General features: G+C 33.1%; 19 protein-coding genes. 6 read left to right on the top strand and 13 right to left on the bottom strand.

The features are described from left to right. Nucleotides 1-16: 16 nt before the first annotated feature. The gene (locus ACW5R3_RS09645; protein ID WP_456576805.1) at nucleotides 17-772 is read left to right on the top strand and encodes a LytR/AlgR family response regulator transcription factor; all 756 of its coding nucleotides are present in this window, start codon (nucleotides 17-19) and stop codon (nucleotides 770-772) included. Between the two features lie 3 nt (nucleotides 773-775). Here the strand turns inward: ACW5R3_RS09645 and ACW5R3_RS09640 are convergent, their stop codons facing one another. After that, nucleotides 776-1,948 carry an LETM1-related biofilm-associated protein gene (locus ACW5R3_RS09640; protein WP_456576804.1) on the bottom strand — a complete coding sequence of 391 codons (1,173 nt, stop codon included), beginning with the start codon at nucleotides 1,946-1,948 and terminating at the stop codon, nucleotides 776-778. 248 nt (nucleotides 1,949-2,196) lie between these two features. Between ACW5R3_RS09640 and ACW5R3_RS09635 the strand changes: the two genes are divergently transcribed. Next, nucleotides 2,197-4,437: a TonB-dependent receptor gene (locus tag ACW5R3_RS09635; RefSeq protein ID WP_456576803.1), complete on the top strand. Its 2,241-nt coding sequence runs from the start codon at nucleotides 2,197-2,199 to the stop codon at nucleotides 4,435-4,437. A gap of 141 nt (nucleotides 4,438-4,578) precedes the next feature. On the opposite strand, the gene ACW5R3_RS09630 is transcribed toward ACW5R3_RS09635, so the two are convergent. Together ACW5R3_RS09630 and ACW5R3_RS09625 are read right to left on the bottom strand one after the other, a co-directional pair. Continuing rightward, entirely contained in the window at nucleotides 4,579-5,178 is a 600-nt protein-coding gene (locus ACW5R3_RS09630; RefSeq protein ID WP_456576802.1) for a superoxide dismutase family protein, read from the bottom strand. Nucleotides 5,179-5,381: 203 nt separating this feature from the next. Beyond that, entirely contained in the window at nucleotides 5,382-6,002 is a 621-nt protein-coding gene (locus ACW5R3_RS09625) for a YceI family protein (protein ID WP_456576801.1), read from the bottom strand. Between the two features lie 138 nt (nucleotides 6,003-6,140). On the opposite strand from ACW5R3_RS09625, the gene hemN reads away from it, so the two are divergent. The 3 genes from hemN to ACW5R3_RS09610 all read left to right on the top strand — a co-directional run bounded on the left by hemN (nucleotide 6,141) and on the right by ACW5R3_RS09610 (nucleotide 9,068). Continuing rightward, nucleotides 6,141-7,505 (top strand): oxygen-independent coproporphyrinogen III oxidase, encoded by a 1,365-nt coding sequence (gene hemN, locus ACW5R3_RS09620; RefSeq protein WP_456576800.1) that lies wholly within the window; start codon nucleotides 6,141-6,143, stop codon nucleotides 7,503-7,505. A 63-nt stretch (nucleotides 7,506-7,568) separates the two neighbouring features. Beyond that, nucleotides 7,569-8,402 carry a universal stress protein gene (locus tag ACW5R3_RS09615; protein WP_456576799.1) on the top strand — a complete coding sequence of 278 codons (834 nt, stop codon included), beginning with the start codon at nucleotides 7,569-7,571 and terminating at the stop codon, nucleotides 8,400-8,402. 165 nt (nucleotides 8,403-8,567) lie between these two features. Next, complete coding sequence (locus ACW5R3_RS09610; RefSeq protein ID WP_456576798.1) at nucleotides 8,568-9,068, top strand: c-type cytochrome; 501 nt, start codon at nucleotides 8,568-8,570, stop codon at nucleotides 9,066-9,068. A 66-nt stretch (nucleotides 9,069-9,134) separates the two neighbouring features. On the opposite strand, the gene ACW5R3_RS09605 is transcribed toward ACW5R3_RS09610, so the two are convergent. From ACW5R3_RS09605 to ACW5R3_RS09570, 8 genes are all read right to left on the bottom strand, one after another. Further along, nucleotides 9,135-9,836 (bottom strand): sulfite exporter TauE/SafE family protein, encoded by a 702-nt coding sequence (locus tag ACW5R3_RS09605; RefSeq protein ID WP_456576797.1) that lies wholly within the window; start codon nucleotides 9,834-9,836, stop codon nucleotides 9,135-9,137. Next, a complete protein-coding gene (locus ACW5R3_RS09600) occupies nucleotides 9,837-10,283 on the bottom strand; it encodes a FixH family protein (protein WP_456576796.1) in 447 nt (148 codons plus the stop codon). A 42-nt stretch (nucleotides 10,284-10,325) separates the two neighbouring features. After that, nucleotides 10,326-11,750 (bottom strand): cytochrome c oxidase accessory protein CcoG, encoded by a 1,425-nt coding sequence (ccoG, locus tag ACW5R3_RS09595; protein ID WP_456576795.1) that lies wholly within the window; start codon nucleotides 11,748-11,750, stop codon nucleotides 10,326-10,328. A gap of 81 nt (nucleotides 11,751-11,831) precedes the next feature. Beyond that, complete coding sequence (locus ACW5R3_RS09590) at nucleotides 11,832-12,722, bottom strand: cbb3-type cytochrome c oxidase N-terminal domain-containing protein (protein WP_456576794.1); 891 nt, start codon at nucleotides 12,720-12,722, stop codon at nucleotides 11,832-11,834. After that, a complete protein-coding gene (locus ACW5R3_RS09585) occupies nucleotides 12,719-12,913 on the bottom strand; it encodes a CcoQ/FixQ family Cbb3-type cytochrome c oxidase assembly chaperone (protein ID WP_456576793.1) in 195 nt (64 codons plus the stop codon). The genes ACW5R3_RS09590 and ACW5R3_RS09585 overlap by 4 nt, the downstream gene beginning before the upstream one ends. A 16-nt stretch (nucleotides 12,914-12,929) precedes the next feature. Continuing rightward, nucleotides 12,930-15,104, bottom strand: a complete 2,175-nt coding sequence (gene ccoN / locus ACW5R3_RS09580) for a cytochrome-c oxidase, cbb3-type subunit I (RefSeq protein WP_456576792.1) — start codon at nucleotides 15,102-15,104, stop codon at nucleotides 12,930-12,932. A 5-nt stretch (nucleotides 15,105-15,109) separates the two neighbouring features. After that, nucleotides 15,110-15,298, bottom strand: coding sequence for a cbb3-type cytochrome oxidase assembly protein CcoS (gene ccoS, locus ACW5R3_RS09575; protein ID WP_456576791.1), 189 nt, complete (start codon nucleotides 15,296-15,298; stop codon nucleotides 15,110-15,112). 79 nt (nucleotides 15,299-15,377) lie between these two features. After that, the gene (locus ACW5R3_RS09570; RefSeq protein WP_456576790.1) at nucleotides 15,378-17,750 is read right to left on the bottom strand and encodes a heavy metal translocating P-type ATPase; all 2,373 of its coding nucleotides are present in this window, start codon (nucleotides 17,748-17,750) and stop codon (nucleotides 15,378-15,380) included. 108 nt (nucleotides 17,751-17,858) lie between these two features. Here ACW5R3_RS09570 and ACW5R3_RS09565 point away from each other — a divergent pair, with 108 nt between their 5' ends. Further along, nucleotides 17,859-18,536 carry a Crp/Fnr family transcriptional regulator gene (locus tag ACW5R3_RS09565; RefSeq protein ID WP_456576789.1) on the top strand — a complete coding sequence of 226 codons (678 nt, stop codon included), beginning with the start codon at nucleotides 17,859-17,861 and terminating at the stop codon, nucleotides 18,534-18,536. A gap of 61 nt (nucleotides 18,537-18,597) precedes the next feature. Here the strand turns inward: ACW5R3_RS09565 and ACW5R3_RS09560 are convergent, their stop codons facing one another. Next, nucleotides 18,598-19,410, bottom strand: a complete 813-nt coding sequence (locus ACW5R3_RS09560; protein ID WP_456576788.1) for a hypothetical protein — start codon at nucleotides 19,408-19,410, stop codon at nucleotides 18,598-18,600. Between the two features lie 61 nt (nucleotides 19,411-19,471). Further along, a complete protein-coding gene (locus ACW5R3_RS09555; RefSeq protein WP_456576787.1) occupies nucleotides 19,472-21,112 on the bottom strand; it encodes a M1 family metallopeptidase in 1,641 nt (546 codons plus the stop codon). Nucleotides 21,113-21,184 lie beyond the last annotated feature (72 nt).

Below are 21,184 nucleotides of genomic sequence, written 5' to 3'. Positions count from 1 at the left end.
GTTGATTCACACGCGTATGAAAGTTTTAATAATAGAGGATGAAAAACCATCTGCGAGACGTCTGCAACGCATGCTTGCAAAGCTTGAGGTGGAGGTAGGTGTCATGTTGCATTCGGTAGAAGAGTCTATTGTTTGGTTTCAAAATAACCAACATCCAGATCTTATTTTTCTAGATATTCAATTAAGTGATGGTTTGTCTTTTGAAATTTTTGAAGCGGTAACTGTTAAATCCGCTATTATATTTACTACGGCTTATGATGATTATGCGCTTCAAGCTTTTAAATTAAACAGTATTGATTACCTGTTAAAACCTATTGACGATAAGGAATTGCTTATGGCTTTAAATAAATTTAAAGAGCATCAATATCAAGATAATCAAACTGTATTAGATTTTAATGCCATTAAAAATTTACTAACGGGTTCTGTAACTCCTGTTTATAAACAACGGTTTTCAATTAAGGTTGGACAACATTTAAAACTAATAAATACAACGGATATTGAGTGTTTTTATAGTGAAAATAAAGGCACGTACCTGTTTACTAATGAAGGACGGAACTTTCCTATAGATCTAACATTGGAGCAATTAGAATCGGAGTTAGATCCTCAGTTGTTCTATAGAATAAACAGAAAGTTTTATATAAACATTCAAGCTATTAAAGATATGTTAAGCTATACAAACTCCCGTTTACAGGTAAAATTACATAACTATAATGAGCAGGAAATTATTGTGGCTCGTGAGCGTGTTAAAGACTTTAAAACTTGGCTTGAATAGCATTTAATCGTCTAAACGGTTATCGTCAAATGCTGATGGTAATAGTTTGGGGATGAATTTAATTACTAATGGTAGAAGTAAAGCGCCACCAGGAAGCAAAAAGATTGCAAGGCTCGGTATTGACTTAAAAATGTCTAGTAACTGATTGTTCACGCGTTTCTGTTCTTCATCATTTAGGTCTCTTACAGTGGATTGCCTTAAAAGTTTCATTAACTCTTTACTTTCTTTTAACTCCTTTAAAAGACGCTTACTATTTCTAGAAATTAGTTTATAAACCATTTTACTAGAATTGTCGTAAAAAGTTTTTACCACATTTTTAGAACTCAATAAGGCTATTCGGTGTTTATGAGTTTCATAAAAGTTAGCAATAGCTATCGTTGCAGCATCCATTACGGTTATTTCAATTTTTAAATCGCTAACTAATTGTTTTAAAAAAGTATATTCTTGCCTATCTATAGTACTGTCACCCCAAGTAGCCATACAGGCAATATCTATAATGTAATACTGCTCTAAAGGAGTCATAATATATGTTAACGCTTCTTTGTATTCTATTTTTTGAGTATCGTGATAGCGTCTAGATTGTTCAAATAAATCAATTAAACTAAGGTCGTAATTGCTTTTTTTAATTTTTGAATGTAGCGTCTCAAAAACAATATTCTCTATACAAGACTCTATATTTTGAAGGTAAGTTTCTGAAATTGTTTCAGTATTTAAAAACTGTTGATAAGCAACAATGTCCGTGAATAGCAAAGCATTGGTAATAAAGTAATTGAAGCTTTTTTCAATGATGTTATCGTCTATTTGTACCCGTTTATGTATTATTTTTTCTAAGGTAGCTTCATTTTTTTTACCACCTAATAACTCAGAGAAAAAGGATGTTTTATAGGCGTTTATTTGTGTGTAGAAATCAATAACACTTTCAGTGAAACCTAAAGAACTTTTTGAAAGTTGATGAATGTAGCTAAAGCTTGTTATGAAATTTACTTTACAAATTTCTTCGCTAGTAAAATCGGTGTTTTCAATGTAATTATTAAACACGGAAATATTACTACCGTAAATAAAACCACACCTACGGAGTTCCTGATAAAATTCGGCAGCAGAAAGTGAGGCTAATTCAGAAACGAAATGCTTGTCAAGTAATAATTTGTTTATCCAGCCATTTGCTGATGGATTCATGCTATTTTATTTATTGCGTAAAGATAAATGATAAATCTAAAAATTCTAAAAATAAATAAAGTTCTAAAGGTTGATTTTTTTTGGGTTTTTGAAATGTTAAAAAAGCGTTAATACTAATGGAAGGAGGTTTTAATCGTAATATTTTTGAGTTTTTGATGTTTTTTCGAGGGAATGAATAATTTAACTATTTATAACTGCTAAAAAAACAGATTAAACTAGCATATTTAAACCATTTAAAACGATATATCTTGTTAAACAAAATTACATTTCAATACTTTTTATTCTTGTTAATATTAGGGCCGTTGGCTTTTGCTCAAAACGTTTCCGGATCTGTAAATGATGTAAAAGGACAGCCGCTTGAAGGGGCTTACATTTATAATATAAGTTCTAGTAGTCATGCACATTCTTTATCAAATGGGAGTTTTACACTTGAAAATAGTCAGGTTGGTGACTCTGTAAGTGTGGGGTTGTTAGGCTATCAAAAAGCAAGTTTATTACTTACCAAAGCTAATTTTCAGAATGGCTTAGAAGTTAATTTAGAATCTAAAACGGTTTTACTTGAGGAATTGGTTATTACAGAACAAGTAAACGCCATGCATAGTTTAGCTAAGGTAGATTTAGAAACCACACCTGTTAATTCTTCTCAGGAAATATTGCGAAAGGTACCTGGGTTAATTATTGGTCAGCACGCTGGAGGCGGTAAAGCTGAACAGATTTTTTTACGAGGTTTTGATATTGATCACGGTACAGATATAAGCTTGTCGGTTGATGGAATGCCTGTAAATATGGTGTCCCATGCACATGGTCAAGGCTATAGCGATTTACATTTTGTAATTCCAGAAACCATTAATAATATTAATTTCGGAAAAGGAGCCTATTATGCCGATAAAGGCGATTTTGCTACAGCAGGTTATGTAGACTTTAATACAAAAGATGATATTAATGGGAGCGAGATTAGCTTAAGTTATGGCCAATTTAATTCGCTAAGAACTTTAGGGATGTTTGATTTGCTTAAAGATAACAAGCGTTCTGATGCCTATGTTGCTTTAGAGTATATAGAGTTTGACGGTCCTTATGATTCTCCTCAGAATTTCAACCGTGTTAATTTATTTGGTAAATACAGTACTTATTTAAAAGGTAATGATAAATTATCGTTTACGGTTTCGCATTTTACTAGTCGTTGGGATGCTTCAGGTCAAATTCCACAGCGTGCTGTAGATAGCGGTTTAATCACACGTTTTGGCTCTATTGATGATACAGAAGGTGGTAATACCTCTAGATCTAATGTTAATATCGCTTATGAATCTATTCTGGATAACGATTTACAATTCAAGTCTAATGTTTTTTATACTAAATACGGATTCGAATTGTATTCTAATTTCACCTTCTTTTTAGAAGACCCGATAAATGGTGATCAAATTAAGCAACTTGAAAATAGAGATATTTTTGGTTTTAATACCGCTTTCATAAAAGATACAGATTTAGGTGGTATTGAAACACGACTAACTTCAGGGTTCGGAATGCGTTACGATATGGTTAATGATGTTGAATTATCGCATACTAAAGACAGGAATGAAACACTTGAGTATTTAGCTTTAGGTGATGTAAATCAAACAAATATGTTTGGTTATGTTAATGCCGAATTTAAGTTTAATAAATTTATTATTGCTCCAGCCTTACGTTTGGACTACTTTAAGTTTATGTATAATGATGCATTGGTTACCGATTATCAAACACTAGCAGAAACGAAAACGGCAGTTAGTCCGAAATTGAATTTCTTTTATAATCAAAGTGAAAATTTACAATTATTCTTAAAATCAGGAATAGGTTTTCACTCCAATGATACCCGCGTTGTAGTAGCTCAAAATGGCGAAGATATTTTACCAAAAGCCTACGGAACTGATTTAGGAGTTATATGGAAGCCCTTACCTAAAATGATCGTTAATACAGCTTTATGGTATTTGTTTTTAGAGCAAGAATTTGTTTATGTTGGTGATGCTGGAGTAGTAGAGCCAAGTGGAGAGTCTAGACGCTATGGTTTAGATTTAGGTGTGCGTTATCAGTTTACAGATTGGTTATACTTTGATACCGATGCTACCTTTACTCATGCTAGAAGTGTTGAAGAACCAAGTGGTTCGGATTATATTCCATTAGCTCCAGATTTTACGCTAACTGGGGGATTATCAGTAAATGATATAAATGGTTTTTCGGCAGGTATACGTTATCGTTATGTTGATGATAGACCAGCAAATGAAGATAATTCTATAGTAGCTGAGGGTTACTTTGTAACAGATTTAAATATGAATTATGCTTTTAATAAACATTTTAGTTTGGGAGTTGCAATTGAGAATTTATTTGATACAGCTTGGAATGAGACACAGTTTGCTACAGAAACTCGCTTACAGAATGAGTTAAATCCTGTTGATGATATTACTTTTACTCCAGGAATACCATTTTTTATTAAAGGAATTGTAAGCTATAAGTTTTAATGTGCTATTTATATAAGTCTTAATCAATTAAAAAAGTATCTGTGAAATACAGATGCCTTTTTAGTAGTAGATATTTTACTACATATTTATATACATAAAAAGCTGCTCAAAGCAGCTTTTTATGTATTATAGAATGTTATATTATTGAATAACACCAGCGCAGCTCACACGAGCACCAGCAGCTCCAGAAGGTTGAGATTTGAAATCATCTTGTCCTTGGTGAACAATAACAGCTTTACCTACAATGTCCTTGGTAGGATCACCACAGCCAATACACCATTCTTCGGTGTTAAAAGTAATGGTTCCGTTACCTTTTTCGTCAGCTTCAAAGTTTCCTATATCACCTTTATGGTAACCCGTATCATCACCCCATTTACCATGTTGTTCAGCTGTTGGGTTCCAATGTCCTCCAGTTGATTTTCCATCATCAGAAGAACAGTCTGCAGTTTGGTGTAGGTGGATTGCGTGTGTGCCTGGTTGTAAGCCACTCATTAAAGCAGTCATGGATACAGCGCCATTTTCTTCTCTGAAAACAACATTACCAGTTACCGAACTTCCACTTTTAGCGTTCAATTCTGTCGTTATTTTTTTTACTTCTTCTTCAACTTCAACTTCAACTGTTTCTTCTGTAACTTCAGTTTCTGTTTCCAACATAGTGTCGGTTTCTTTCTTAGTGTCTTTACAGGCTGTAGCTGCTGCGATGACTATGAAAGACAATAGTATTACTTTTAAATTTTTCATGATATCCTCAAATTTTTAGTTAAAATTAATAAGTTTCATAGTGTTAAAATTCGTCTCTATTGGCTATGGTTTATAGCATTAAGACAACTAACACTTTACACAATTTAAGGAAGTAATAATTCCTTGAAGTGCTCAATTACGACTTTTATTAATTCATTTGATAATACCAAAATAAGGCTATCAGATAGTGAAATATTTAAAGCTTATTTATCGCGAAGGTATGTGCTGACTTCAATGGCAACATCTTCCCATGTTTTACTTACACCATCAGCACCTTTATGCAAATCAAAACAAACTTTGTTTAAAGATTCTAAGGCTCCTAATGCATCCCAATCTTTAAGATCCATGGTGCCTTTCATGCTTACTCGTCTTTCTTCGGTGATGTTCACTTCTAATGGTAGGTCTTTAGTAACTCCATTCATTGTAATTTCAGCAACATAGGCGTTGTTGGCATATTTAATTTTTCCTTTTAGTAATTCAGTATTTAACATTGCGCCAAAGAATGACACTTTTAGTTTTTCATCTCTAGTATCATCCTTAGTAAATAGACTACTTACTGGAATAGAAAATTCTAAATTATTTAAAGCTTCTTCTGGCGTTGCACCTGCTTTGTCATCAAAATTCAGCGTTGCAAATTCTCCACCAACAGGAACTTTATCAGTCGTTTTATAGGCTGTCCATTTTACATTGGTAGCTTCAGGTTTAACAACGTAGGTTACAGCGTTTTCAACAACCTCAGGAGTTGTAGTTTCTTTCAAGTCATTTTTACAACTAGTAGCAAGTGTAAATGTTGTTATAATTGCTAAAAGGGTTAATTTTTTCATAGTTTGATTACAATTTTCGTTTATCCGAAAGTTACATAATATTTAGTCAAAAACGCAAGGAATAGACCGTTATTGTATGATAAATATCATATTTTATTATAGAAATACTATTTAGTTTTGTTGTATAATTCTTTAGATATGAATAGTGTTTTAGTAAATAAATATAATATTCCTGGACCTAGATATACCAGTTATCCAACGGTGCCTTATTGGGAAGATTCTAGTTTTTCTACTAAAAAATGGCAAAACAGTCTCATTTGTGCTTTTAAAGAAAGTAATATTTCTGAAGGGATAAGTTTATATCTTCATTTACCTTTTTGTGAGAGTTTGTGTACCTTTTGTGGTTGTAATAAACGTATTACCACACGTCATGAAGTTGAAATGCCATACATTGATTATATTCTTAAAGAATGGTATTTGTATACAGAACTTTTAGGCGAAAAACCACGAATTAAAGAATTACACTTAGGTGGTGGTACGCCAACATTTTTTACAGCAGCAAATTTAGATAAACTAATATCAGGTATTTTTTTAAGGGCTGAAAAAGCTGACGGATATGAGTTTAGCTTTGAAGGGCATCCCAACAACACAACCGAGTTGCACTTGCAAACCTTATACAACTTAGGTTTTCGTCGTGTTAGTTTTGGAGTTCAAGATTATAATGAAACAGTTCAGAAAGCTATTCATAGAATTCAACCTTTTGAACACGTAAAGCGTGTTACCAATCTAGCTAGAAAAATAGGGTATACGTCCGTTGGTCATGATCTTATTTTTGGTTTGCCATTTCAAACGGAGGCTCATGTAGCTGAAACCATTAATAAAACAAAAATGCTTATGCCAGACCGTATTGCATTTTATAGTTATGCACATGTGCCTTGGATTAAGGGAAATGGTCAGCGAGGTTTTAATGATACAGATTTACCTTCAGCAAATAGTAAACGAAGACAATACGAATTAGGTAAAAAAGCATTGGATGCTTATGGTTATATAGAAATCGGTATGGACCATTTTGCTCTAAAAACAGATACTCTGTATCAAGCTACTGAAACTAAAAAATTACATCGAAATTTTATGGGTTATACGTCAAGTAAAACCCAAATGATGATTGGTTTAGGAGTATCGGCTATTGGTGATAGTTGGTATGGTTTTGCTCAAAATGAGAAAAAATTAGAATCCTATTATAAACGACTAGACGCAAATGAAATTCCAGTTTTTAGAGGTCATATTTTGAGTGATGAAGACCTTATAATTCGTAAACATATTTTAAATTTAATGTGTCACTTTGAAACATCTTGGGAGCGTAAAGAATTATTTTTTAATGAGTTGCCTGATGTTTTAATAGCGTTGAAGGAGTTAGAGCAAGATGGGTTAGTGGATATTTACTCCAACAAATTAATAGTAACAGAAGTAGGGAAGCCTTTTGTAAGAAATGTTTGTATGGCATTCGATTTATTATTAAAACGCAAGCAACCAGGCTCCAAACTGTTCTCTATGACTATTTGAAAAACAATAATATAACATAGCAAAATAACATATAATTACAATTAATTTTAAAAAAACAAAATCATGAAAAAAATTATAGTTCCAATAGATTTTTCTGAATACTCTGAATACGCTTTAGAAACAGCAGCTCTTCTAGCAAAAAATAATAATGCAGAAATTTTAGCTTTACATATGCTAGAGATGTCTGATGCTATTTTAACCAAAGGTAACTCTGAAGCTCAAATGGAGTCTGTTTTTTTATTAGAATTAGCTAAGAAACGGTTTACTGAGTTTTTAGATAAACCATATTTAGAAAACGTGAAAGTAACACCAATTGTAAAGCATTTTAAAGTGTTTAGTGAGGTTAATGAAGTAGCGAAAGAACATGAGGTTGATTTAATTATAATGGGGTCACAAGGAACTAGTGGTATTAAAGAGTATTTTGTAGGATCTAACACAGAAAAAGTTGTTAGGTATTCAGAAGTACCAGTATTAGTTATTAAACATAATCCGATACTAACAACTTTCGATTCGGTTGTTTTTGCTTCAGATTTTTCAAAAGAAGCTATCGGGGCTTATAAAAAAGCTAAGGATATGTGTATGGCTCTGAACTCTGACATGTTTTTAATTTATGTTAATTTGCCAGGTGAAAGTTTTAAAAGTACTGCTGAAATGGAGTCCAAAGTAGCTGATTTCCTTAAAGAAGCGGATGGTGATTTAAGTAATTTAAACAAAGTTACTTATGTGTCTGATTATACTGTTGAGCAAGGGATTTCTACCTTTGCAAACTTGGTAGGTGCCGATTTAATAGCTATGGCAACCCATGGTAGAAAAGGTTTAGCACATTTCTTTGAAGGTAGTATTTCAGAAGATTTAGCAAATCACTCGACATTACCGGTTATGACATTTAAGATTTAAAGTTTTTTAAGCGTAATTTTATGGAGTGTTTCAAATGGAGCTAAATTTTTAAAGTTTAGCTCCATTTGCTTTTTAATAAGTTAAAGAGATATAAGAAACTTATGATTTTTGTCATAATCTATGCTAATTTTAAATTGTACTTTTGATTTATAAATTATGAATAATATGAAGATTACAACAACGTTAATAGTAGGGTTATTTACGGTAGCATTAATGAGCTGCGGTGGTAAAGAGCCCGAAAAAAAAGAGGTATTCACTTATGGAGCTAAATCCACATCAGCAGAAAATAATTCAGGTAAAACACAAACGGTTCCTGCTTCTAAAAAAGTAGATTTAAAGAATAAAGGTGTTGGCCCTATTACTTCTATTAGTTTGGATGATACTATAAACCAAGCTATGGCAGATGAAGGGGCAGATATGTTTAAGCGAATGTGTACTGCGTGTCACCGAACTGATAAAAAATTTATTGGTCCTGCGCCAACAGGTATTTTAAAACGAAGAACACCAGAGTGGGTTATGAATATGATTTTAAATCCAGAAAAAATGGTTAAAGAAGATCCTTTAGCTAAGGAGTTGTTAATGGAATTTAATGGTGCGCCAATGGCTAATCAAAACTTGACTGAAGCTGAGGCTAGGGCTGTTTTAGAGTACTTTAGAACATTATAGTTGTCTAGTTGAGATAGTTTTAAATATATGCTTAAAAGGCTTTCAATTAATTTTGAAAGCCTTTTTTTAATGACAATCTATGCTGTTCGAAACAGTTTCAATTACTGGAGCAGGGGAGAGGTAAGGAATTCCTAAACCTAAACCGCGAAGTATAAATAAAAGACCAATAATGATAACTAATACAGGTATAGCTTTTTGAATGCGTTGTTTTATGGATGCGTTTAAGAATTTCCCTAAATAGATTGCAGATGTCATAAGGGGGATGGTGCCTATCCCAAATAGAAGCATATATATTGCACTATCTATAATTCGTGTACTAGCCATTGAGCCAAACACAGCCATATAAACAAGTCCGCATGGTAGAAATCCATTAAGAAACCCTATAGTCAGAAAGGTGTCCGCAGTTTTCTTTTTAAGAGCCGTTCCTAATCCTGTTTTTATTTTAGATATAAATTTATGAAGCGGTTTAGAGAAATTGTATTTATTGAATATTTTAGAAGGCAGGAGTATGGCTACAATCATTAATACCCCGATAACGATAGATAGTTGTTGTTGAAATCCAAAGAGATATAAGCTTTTTCCTATTAGGCCAAACACCAACCCTATTAAAGTATAGGCTAGAATGCGTCCAAAGTGATAAAGAAAAATTTGACTAACCTTTCGTGTTGTGTTACTACGGTCTACAGGAAGCATAAACGCAATAGGACCACACATACCAACGCAGTGAAAACTACCTAATAAGCCTAATATGAGTGCAGACCATAACATTTAGTATGTTAATTCTTTTTTATAACGATAAGCATCGTCTTGGTATTGCCAATCAACAGTAATGTTCCAACGACCACCTAATAAACGATTGTCAGGTATGAGCAAATTTTGGTCTGTTAATGAAATAGGTATTTCAAAATCAAACTTTTTATTAGATGGTCTGTATAGGAACACTTTTCCTGTAATTTCCTTTGTATTTAAACTATCTGGAAACGTAATAAGGATACCATCAGCATCTTGCGATAAACGTATATTTTGAGATAATTTGTTTCCGCTCCGTTCACGTTTCATGTTGCCTTCAACTTGTAATTCTTGCTGGTAATAATTTTCGGTCACTAAGTCGTGATCGTACTTACTATCTACATTCATCTTCACGACAAAGAACATAATAAAGGATATAAACCCTATCATGGCTATTACTAATCCTGTTCCCCAATTTATTTTCATAATATATACCGCTAAACGGCTGCTTTTGTAGTTTTGTAATGATTATTTATAACTTCTTGGACCTAAGAAATTAACTGATGTTGTTTCTATTAGTTCATCATTACTATAAACTTCTATTAATAATTTGTTTTTATCACCGCTTAATGCGTTTTGATCAATTTCTATAAACATAGTTCCTTCAGCAAGTCCTTGAGCAGGCACATTAAAGGTTTCTGCATTGGAAACAATATCTATTTTACCATCAAATTTTCGCAATTTGAAAGTGATATTATCGATTTCCTTAGTGGTTTTATTTACTAACTTATAGGTGTATACGTTACTTATAATTGAGCCTTCTTTATGTTGGTATAGTTGACCCGGAATTTTGAAAATATTTGCTTCTACATCATTTCGTAGTAATAGTAAGCCTGATAAAACACCAAATAGGATAACCAAAACAGCAATATAACCTTTCATTCTTGCTGTTAGCTTAAACTTTTCTTTCTTCTCTATCTCATCTTCACTAGCATATCTAATTAAACCTTTTGGTAAGTTGATGCTTTCCATAATATGGTCGCATTCATCAATACAAGCAGTACAATTTACACACTCAAGTTGTGTACCATTTCTAATGTCGATACCGGTAGGGCACACGTTAACACATTGTAAGCAATCAATACAATCGCCATGACCTAAGGCTTGACGGTCTTCATTTTTTCTAAATTTCTTTCTGCCGTTTTCAGCTTCACCACGCTTATGATCATAAGCAACAACAATAGATTTATTGTCTAATAACACACCTTGAAGTCGTCCATATGGACAGGCTATAATACATACTTGTTCTCTAAACCATGCAAAAACAAAGTAAAAAACACCTGTAAATATTAACAACGGTAATAGTGTTCCTAGATGCTCTGTTGGACCATCAGTGATATGTTCAATTAATTTATCGCTACCAATTAAATAGGCTAAAAAGATATTGGCAATAGAAAAGGAGATAACTAAAAAGACAAACCATTTTAAAAGGCGTTTTTTTATTTTCTCGGCATTCCAAGCTTGCTTGTCTAATTTACGTTGTTTATTACGATCACCTTCAATCCAATATTCTATACGGCGAAATACCATTTCCATAAATATTGTTTGCGGACAAATCCATCCACAAAATATCCGGCCAAAGCTAACGGTGAATAAAGCTATAAATACAACGCCAATAAGCATTGAAATAACAAAAAGATAAAAATCTTGAGGCCAAAAAGGGAAACCAAAAATATTAAAACGGCGTTCTAATATGTTAAATAACAAAAATTGATTTCCATTTATTTTTATAAAAGGAGCTGAAAATAAGAAGGCAAGCAAGATATAACTTACTATTTTTCGATATTCATAGAGTTTTCCACTAGGTTTTTTAGGGTAAACCCAAGCGCGTTTTCCTTCGTCATTTAAGGTTCCTATTGTATCTCTAAACGATTCGTTTTCTGGCGTTTCCAAGATGATATGGTGTAAAGAATTCCTAGTTCAGTTAAAAGATAACTAAGCTATAAGATAGATTCTTATAGCTTAGTTATAAAATTATTCGGCAGCAGTTTCAGCTTTCCATATGTCGCCTTCTGGGTCTTTTGGATTTGCCGGTGTAGTTCCCTGAAAAGTTAATACATAACTAGCTACTTGAGCCATTTCAGAAGGTTTTAAGCTTTGTTTCCATGGAATCATACCTTTACCATTACGGCCACCTTCAGAAATTGTTCTAAAAACATTTTTAATACCACCACCTAAAATCCAATGTTTATCGGTAAGGTTCGGGCCTATACCACCACCACCGTCTACCATATGGCATGCAACACAATTGGCTTCAAATACACTTTGTCCAGCTTTTAAATCTGAAGCTTCTGTTAGTAGTTCAACCGTGTTAATATCAACTAAGTCTTTAGCTGTTTTTTTGTATTCTGCTATATCAATAGCCGCTTGTGCGTATTCAGCATGTAGTTCTTCGTATTGGTTGTCGCCATCTAAGACATGGTATTTAACCAAGTATACAGCTGCAAAAATAATAGAGGCATAAAAACTGTAAATCCACCATGGCGGTAAGTTGTTGTCTAACTCACGAATACCATCATAATTATGATCTAATATGATATCATGTTCGTCTTCAATAGGTGTAGAGTCAATAGACTTTGTGTACACCTTCTTAAACCAAGTAATGAATTTTGGCGTTTGTAATCTTTGTGCATCATAACGCGCTTTATCAGGATCACTTAGACTTTGGTATAAAATATTATCCATTGAAGTTACTATGGCTTCTATACCTATTATTAATATCAGTACAAATATTAAAAATAGTAAGACTAATGGCTCCTTTACAAATGCGGGTTTATCTCCAGAATCAATAAAGTATTCAGTAATTCCTAAAATAAGGAAGAATAGAACGGGTATCCGGACCCAAGCAGGGATAAATTGTCTCATAATTGTTCTTGGTTTTGGTGGTTATCAAATTCTAATGGAATATTACTTACACGTTCTATATAATCCTTTTTGGCAGAGATTACCCACCAAAATAGGACTACAAAAAAGATAAAAAATATAAGTAGTGATATAATGGGGTAAATTTCAATACCCGCTATACTATCCATATGGTTTTTTATATACTTTAACATCGTATCTTTTTTATAATTATTCTTCTAAATCTGTAACATTAATATCAGTACCTAAACGTTGTAGGTATGCTATTAGGGCTACAATCTCACGATTTTTCATTTCAACAAAATCAGCTCCTCCAGAGGCTTTGTCTGCTTCGTATGTTGCTGCAAAATCCGGATCTGCATATAAGTTGTTTTCTATACTGGTACCTTGTTCTAACATGTGCTTTTGAGCATTTGCTATTTCTTCTTCGGTGTAAGGAACACCTAAAGAAACCATGGCTTTCATTTTAGCTTCGGTATCCGATTTGTCTAATTCATTATGAATTAACCACTGGTATCTTGGCATGATTGATTTCTCATTCATAGCTTGTGGATCGTACATGTGGTTAAAGTGCCAACTATCAGAATATTTATTACCTATTCTGTGAATATCTGGACCAGTACGTTTACTTCCCCATAAAAATGGATGGTCATAAACATATTCACCTGCTTTAGAGTAGTCACCATAGCGTTCAACCTCACTCCTGAACGGTCTAATCATTTGCGAGTGACAACCAACACAACCCTCACGGATATAAATATCACGACCTTCTAATTCTAAAGGAGTGTAAGGTTTTACACTGCTAATTGTTGGGATATTAGATTTAACCATTATAGTTGGTACAATTTGAACAATACCACCAATTAAGATAGCTATAGTAGCATAAATAGTTAATTTAATAGGTTTTCTTTCTAACCATGTATGCCATCCTTCGTTACCAACACGTCTTTTAGATACTTTAGTTAAAGCAGCTGCTTCAGCTAATTCATCTGTAACTTCACTACCGCTTCTAACAGTTTGGTATACATTGTATACAAGAACCAAAACACCAGCTAGGTAAAGTGTACCTCCAATGGCACGCATGTAATACATAGGCATAATTTCAGTAACCGTTTCTAAGAAGTTACCATATACTAATGTTCCATCTGGGTTAAACTGTTTCCACATACTTGCCTGTGTAAAACCAGCAACATATAAAGGAAGTGCATACATTATGATACCTAATGTACCAATCCAAAAATGAACGTTAGCAAGAGCAATGGAGTGTAGTTTTGTTTTAAATAAACGTGGTACTAGCCAGTAAATCATTCCAAACGTAAGGAATCCGTTCCAAGCTAAAGCTCCCACGTGAACGTGAGCAATAATCCAATCGGTATAATGACCGATAGCGTTTACATTTTTTAAAGATAACATAGGACCTTCAAAGGTTGCCATCCCGTAACCCGTAATTGCAACGACCATGAATTTTAAAACAGGGTCTGTACGAACTTTATCCCAAGCACCTCTTAAGGTTAGTAAACCATTAATCATACCACCCCATGATGGTAATAATAACATGATTGAAAAAGCAACACCTAAGTTTTGAGCCCATTCTGGTAATGCAGTATATAATAGGTGGTGAGGACCAGCCCAGATATAAATAAATATTAAAGACCAGAAGTGAATTATTGATAATCGGTATGAATATACAGGTCTGTTAGCAGCCTTAGGAACAAAATAATACATTAACCCTAAAAATGGGGTTGTTAAGAAAAACGCTACGGCATTGTGTCCGTACCACCATTGTACAAGTGCATCTTGAACACCCGCATAAACCGAGTAACTTTTAAAAGCACTTACAGGAAGTTCTAAACTGTTAAAGATATGAAGTACAGCAACTGTAACAAAAGTGGCTAAGTAAAACCAAAGAGCAACGTATAAATGGCGTTGTCTTCTTTTGATCATTGTACCAATTAAATTAGCACCAAAAACAACCCATACAGCAGCAATAGCTATATCTATAGGCCATTCTAATTCAGCATATTCTTTTGATGTAGATAAACCTAAAGGTAGTGTAATAGCTGCAGCAACAATTATTAGTTGCCAACCCCAAAAGTTTATTTTACTTAGTACATCACTATACATTCTAGCTTTTAATAAGCGCTGTGTTGAGTAATAAACACCTGCAAAAATAGCATTACCAACAAAGGCAAAAATTACCGCATTTGTATGTAATGGTCTTAATCTACCAAAACTTAACCATGAAATGCCATCGGTAAGGTTTGGGAATAGAAACATAAACGCTAAAAGTAAGCCTACAAGCATTCCTACAACACCCCAAAAAATGGTGGCGTAGAGGAAATTTTTAACGATTTTGTTATCGTAATAGAATTGTTGTACTTCCATAATTTTTAATTAGTCTTTTTGGTTTTAATAGTTTGATCTTGGTTTTCTTTAACGAGTTCGTCTTCAAATAACATACGAACGGAAGGGGTATAGTCATCATCAAATTGCCCGCTTCTTACTGCCAGTACAAAGGCAATAAAAAAACAAATAGCAACAAATATGCTAATACTCAATAAAATATATATAACGCTCATACCTATAGAAGTTATGGTTCAAAAATACTGTTATAAGATAGTTAAAAATATGATAAAAGTCATATTCCCTTATTTTTAATCATTTTAGGTTACGCCCCATAATATTAGTTGAGATTGTTGTAAACACTACAATACTAATAGAACTTAATGGCATTAGAATTGCCGCTACCACAGGTTCCAACTGTCCTGTTACGGCAAAGTAAAGCCCGATTATGTTATATATAAACGATAACATAAAACTCCATTTAATAATTTTAATTGCTTTTTTAGAGGCTTTTATGTAGTTGAATAATTGATTGAGTTTGGTAGCGTCTAAAATAGCATCACACGCAGGTGAAAACACATTAACGTTTTCTGAAATAGCAATACCAATATCACTTTGAGCTAATGCACCAGCATCATTTAGTCCATCTCCAATCATAAGAACTTTAGCTCCTTCGGTTTGATGGTGTTTTATATATTCGAGTTTATCATCTGGTTTTTGGTTAAAAATAAGCTTTGTTTTGGATGGAAGTAGTTTTTTTAAATTTTCCATTTCACCAGCATTATCGCCAGAAAGAATAACTAGATCATAATCTTTTTTTAACTTATTAAAAAGCTTTGATAGGCCTTTCCTATAACTATTATAAAAAGTATATTTTCCTTTATAAGTATTGTTACTTGAAATATGAACTGTTGTGTTTAAAAGTGCTTGATCTTGATTGTAACCAACAAAACTAGCTGATCCAATTTTCATAGTGTCACTTTCGTGAGTACTCTCAATACCTTTTCCTAAGTGTTCTTCAAAATGATTTAAACTAATTATATCATGTGCATCTAATAAGTCATAAAGTGTACGACTTAGCGGATGGTTTGAACCTCGAAGCGTGTTTTTTAATAAGATATCTTCAGAATGGGTTAGTGGCTCACCATCATAAACAGCAGAACTATGTTTGTTAGAAGTTATAGTTCCCGTTTTATCAAAAATAATAGTATCTATGCGGGCAAGCTGCTCAATTACCGAAGCGTTTTTAAGATAGAACTTTAATTTGCCAAATATTCTAAGCACATTCCCTAAAGTAAACGGAGCCGATAACGCTATAGCACACGGACAGGCTATGATTAGCACGGCTGTAAAAACATTCATTGCTTTAGAGGGATCTATATACAGCCAATAGGCTGTTGAAATAAAGGCAATACTTAATATAGCAATAGTAAAACGCTTACTAATAGTGTTGGTTAAACTAGTAAAACTATCTTCTTTGTTTTTATTAAAAACATCATTACTCCACAGTTGTGTTAAGTAACTTTGTTCCACAGATTTTAGCGCTTCCATTTCAATAACGCCCGTTGTTTGTTTACCGCCAGCAAACAGTTTATCCCCCGATGTTTTACTAATAGCTTCAGATTCACCTGTTACAAAACTATAATCTATTTTAGCTCGTCCGTTTATTAGAATACCATCAACAGGTATTAATTCTTCATTTCTAATAAGAAGTCGGTCCCCTTTTTTAATATCATAAACTTGAATAGGGGTTTCTTGACCATTTGATATTTTAGTAATTGCTATGGGAAAATAAGATTTATAATCGCGTTCAAAAGATAAAAAGGAATATGTTTTTTGTTGAAAAAACCGACCGAGTAGTAAAAAAAACACTAGCCCCGTTAAGCTATCAAAAAAACCAGAACCAATATCAAGTATAATTTCTAGCGTACTTCTTACAAATAACACGAGTATTCCTAAAGCTATGGGAACATCTATATTTAAGAGTTTAGCGCGAAGTCCTTTATAAGCAGAAATAAAATAATCTCTACCAGCATAGAATACGACAGGTAATGAAAACGCAAACATGAGCCATCTAAATAAATGCTTGTATTTTTCAAGCCAAAATTCTCCTACTTCAAAATATTCAGGAAATGATAAAAACATTACATTACCAAAGGCAAAACCAGCAACACCTAATTTGTAAATTAAACTACGGTTTACATTGGTTTTTCCCGTTTTAAAATCGTCTAGAGAAATATAGGGTTCATAACCAATTGTACTTAAAAGTATAACAACTTCTTTTAATGTTATTTTGTCTGAGAGGTAAGTAATCCGTACATTTTTTTTACCAAAGTTTACCTGCGAAGCTGTAATGTTGTTATTTAGTTTATTAAGGTTTTCTAGAATCCAAATACAAGAACTACAGTGGATATGTGGAATATATAGTGTGGCAATTTGCACCTGTCCATCATTAAATTCTGTTAGCTTTTCAATTATATTGTCTTCCGATAGAAAATCGTATTTCCCCTGAATTTCTTTAGGTGCAGCTCCTGGAGAATCTTGTAAATCGTAATATGAGGTTAAATTATTTTCTGAGAAAATTTCGTATACAGTTTTACAACCGTTGCAACAAAATAGTTTGTTGTCGTATTTAAGTTGTTCTGAATCACAGTTATCGCCACAGTGGAAACATGTTTGTTGTTCCATAAAATTTGCTCATTTATACCTGTTACAAAAGTGATAAGATAAGGATTAATTTAATATGATTTTTGTCATGTTTTTCTTAATTTTGGGATAAACCTTGGATTTTAATATATGAGTAAGTGTGAACAATGTATAGCTAGGCAATTTAATTCGTTAAAGTCTATGACTAAAGAGGAACTCCGTAGCGTTAGTGCTTGTAAAACAACCCGTTTTTATAAAAGAGGTGAAGTTATTTTTGATGAAGGGGAGACTTTACATGGAGTATATTGCGTGCGTAATGGTGTTTGTAAGCTTACTAAATTAAGTGAAAACGGAAAAGACCATACGGTTAAACTGTTAGGCAAAGGGGAGTTGTTAGGACAACGTTCCATAATTAGTGAAGAACGTACCAACTTAAGTGCTGTTGCTTTAAATGATATAGAGCTTTGTTTTGTTCCAAAAGATCAGATTGTAACACCACTTCATGAGAATCAAAATTTTTCATTTGATGTGTTACAAAATTTAGCCAAAGATTTGCGTCATGCTGAAGATGACCTTATTAATATGGCTCAAAAATCGGTGAAACAACGAATGGCTGAAACGCTGATTTATATAAAAAGTATTTTTGGTGTTGATGAAAAAGGAGCGTTAAATGTTGTTCTGTCTCGAGAAGACTATGCGAGTATTGTTGGAACAGCAACGGAATCTGCAATTCGTATTTTATCACAATTTAAAAAAGAAGGTATGATAAGTACTTCCGGTAAACTCATTACCATTAAAGATATTGAAGCTTTAAAACGTGTGGAATAAAAAAATGCTTTGATTTATTAACCAAAGCATTTAATAGTTATACTAAAAGGACTATAACGTGTTAGTCTATTTTTAGATAATGGGCAGGCACTTCAAAAGCATTATCCGAATCAATAAATTTAATATCACTCAAATTAGCTTCTCCAATTTGTTTTGTTAAACCTAATTCTGTTTCCCATCCCCAAAAAGTCCAATGACGGGCAAAAGGAATATTATTTACAGAAGCAAAATCTTCATATTTAATAGCATGCGGATCTGCTTCAGCTTCTTCGGTAGTTTTACCAGCCGTTACAATGTATGCAGCAACTTCTAATAAGTTTGAGTTTTTGTTAGCATACACAACATACCAATCATCTGGTGTATCTCCTAAGTCTCCTTCAAAGCTTAGTTTTTCAACATTATAATCTACATCTCCTAATTGCGAATTTGGATAACTTTCCCAAACCGTACCTGCGTCACTTAACTTATAAGGAAATAGAAAGAAGTAGCTCCAAGTGTAGGCATTAAAACGAACTCTCTCAGTGTTTTTAATGGAAGGAGAATAGAATACCTGATCTTTTTTGTAAATGATAACATCCCCATTACTCATTTCAAATTTACCTTCAGTTGAATCTGTAGAAAGCGTTGTTAGCGCATTTAAAATTTCATTTCCACCAAAACTAACAGCTAATTGAAATTGTACAGCTGACTCATTTAGGAATGCTTCCTTTTGATGTACGGTTTCAATTGCATTTACAAAAGGATTTACCTCAGTGAGTACTGTTTCTTCTACAGTTTCGTTGGGTTCTTGCGTTTGTGAGTTAGCGTCTTTTGCATCGTTTTTACAAGCAAATAGACTAATAGTTAATAATGTTAATAAAGTGATTTTCTTCATAATAAATGGTCGTGTAAATATAGTTTTTGGTTTCGTCGGGAAAAGTGAAATTACTTTCAGATTATTCTGTTTTTTTTGAGTTTATATAGAAATCTCGGTCAATTTCAATGGTTTTAGAACTAATAGGCATCGTTTTCCATTCCGAATTTGGATAAATCCACTGGTGTTTATTATTAATAGAAATCTGTATTGGCATATCAAAATTTTCAACGGTATCAACCCAACGATATTTAAGGGTTTCATTCTTTATTTGGTATTCGAATGTTGGGATATTTGTTTGTCTGAGGTATTGATTGAAAAAGGCTGATAGATTAATACCTGATTGTTCGCTGATATAATTCTCTATTTGTTCGGTTGTAACAGTTTGGTGATAAAAAGTTTTGTTTAAACCTCTTAGGATATTTCGCCATTTTTCATCGTCTTCAATTAATTGACGCAGGGTATGCAACATATTGGCTCCTTTATAATACATATCTGATGAGCCTTCTTTGTTTACGTTATAATAGCCAATAAGGGGTCTGTCATTTTGAATGTTTTTACGGGTGCCAATTACATAATCAGCAGACGCTTCTTTGCCGTAGTAATAATCTAGAAATAAATTTTCGGAATAGGAGGTAAAGCTTTCATGAATCCACATGTCTGCTATGTCTTTATTGGTAATGTTATTCGCAAACCATTCATGTCCAGCTTCATGGATAATAATAAAGTCGAATTTTAAACCCCATCCTGTACCTGATAAATCACTACCTAAATAGCCCATTTTATATTGGTTGCCATAGGTAACCGAACTTTGGTGTTCCATTCCTAAATAAGGTACTTCCACTAATTTAAAGCCATCTTCATAAAATGGGTATGGACCAAACCAATGTTCAAAAGCTTTCATCATCTTAGGGGCATCATTAAAGTGTTTTTTTGCTTTTTCAAGATTGTACTTTAGCACGTAGTAATCCATTTTTAGAGGTCCTTTTTCACCGTTGTATACTTCTGAAAAATGAGCATAGTCACCAATATTGACATTAACACCGTAATTATTGATAGGGTTTTTTACTGTCCAATGGTAAGTTGTACTGTTTTTATTTTCTACTTTACGCTTTAACTGTCCGTTTGAAACATCCATTAAGCCTTTTGGAACCGTAACGCTAATATCCATACTGTCAACCTCGTCATACATATGATCTTTACAAGGCCACCAAACGCTAGCACCTAAGCCTTGACAAGATGTAGCAACAAAGTCTGTACCATTAGCATCTTTTTTCCATGAGAAGCCACCATCCCAAGGGGCACGAATAGCTTCCTTAGGTATTCCTTTATAATGGACTTCTATGGTATTCTGTTTTCCTAAAATCTGTTTGTCGATTAACGCGATAAAATAGGCATTTCCATCTCGAGTATATTTTAAATTTTTGCCGTTTTGGGTGATTTTAGTAACATTTAAAGGTTCTTGCAAGTCTATTTGCATAACCGCATAAGGTTTTAAAACGGTGTATTTTATTGTGTTTTTACCTGAAATAAATTTACTGTCTGGGTTTACCGTAACATCTAGGTGGTAATAGGTTAAATCCCACCATTCACGCTCGGGGGTAATAGCGCCTCGGAGAGTGTCCTGATGTGTAAAACTATTTTTATCTTGTAATAATTGTGCATTACTATAAGTTAAGGGGAGTATTAATAAAATAACTAGGTAAAATAATGATGATTTCATTGCTATAAATTTACTCAAAATTACAAAAATATAAGTGAGTTGTTAAAAGTGTTATTGTTAAAATATGGTAAT

The sequence above is a fragment of the Algorimicrobium bowmanii genome, assembly GCF_054031195.1.
This window is presented reverse-complemented; position numbering and strand designations above follow the sequence as displayed.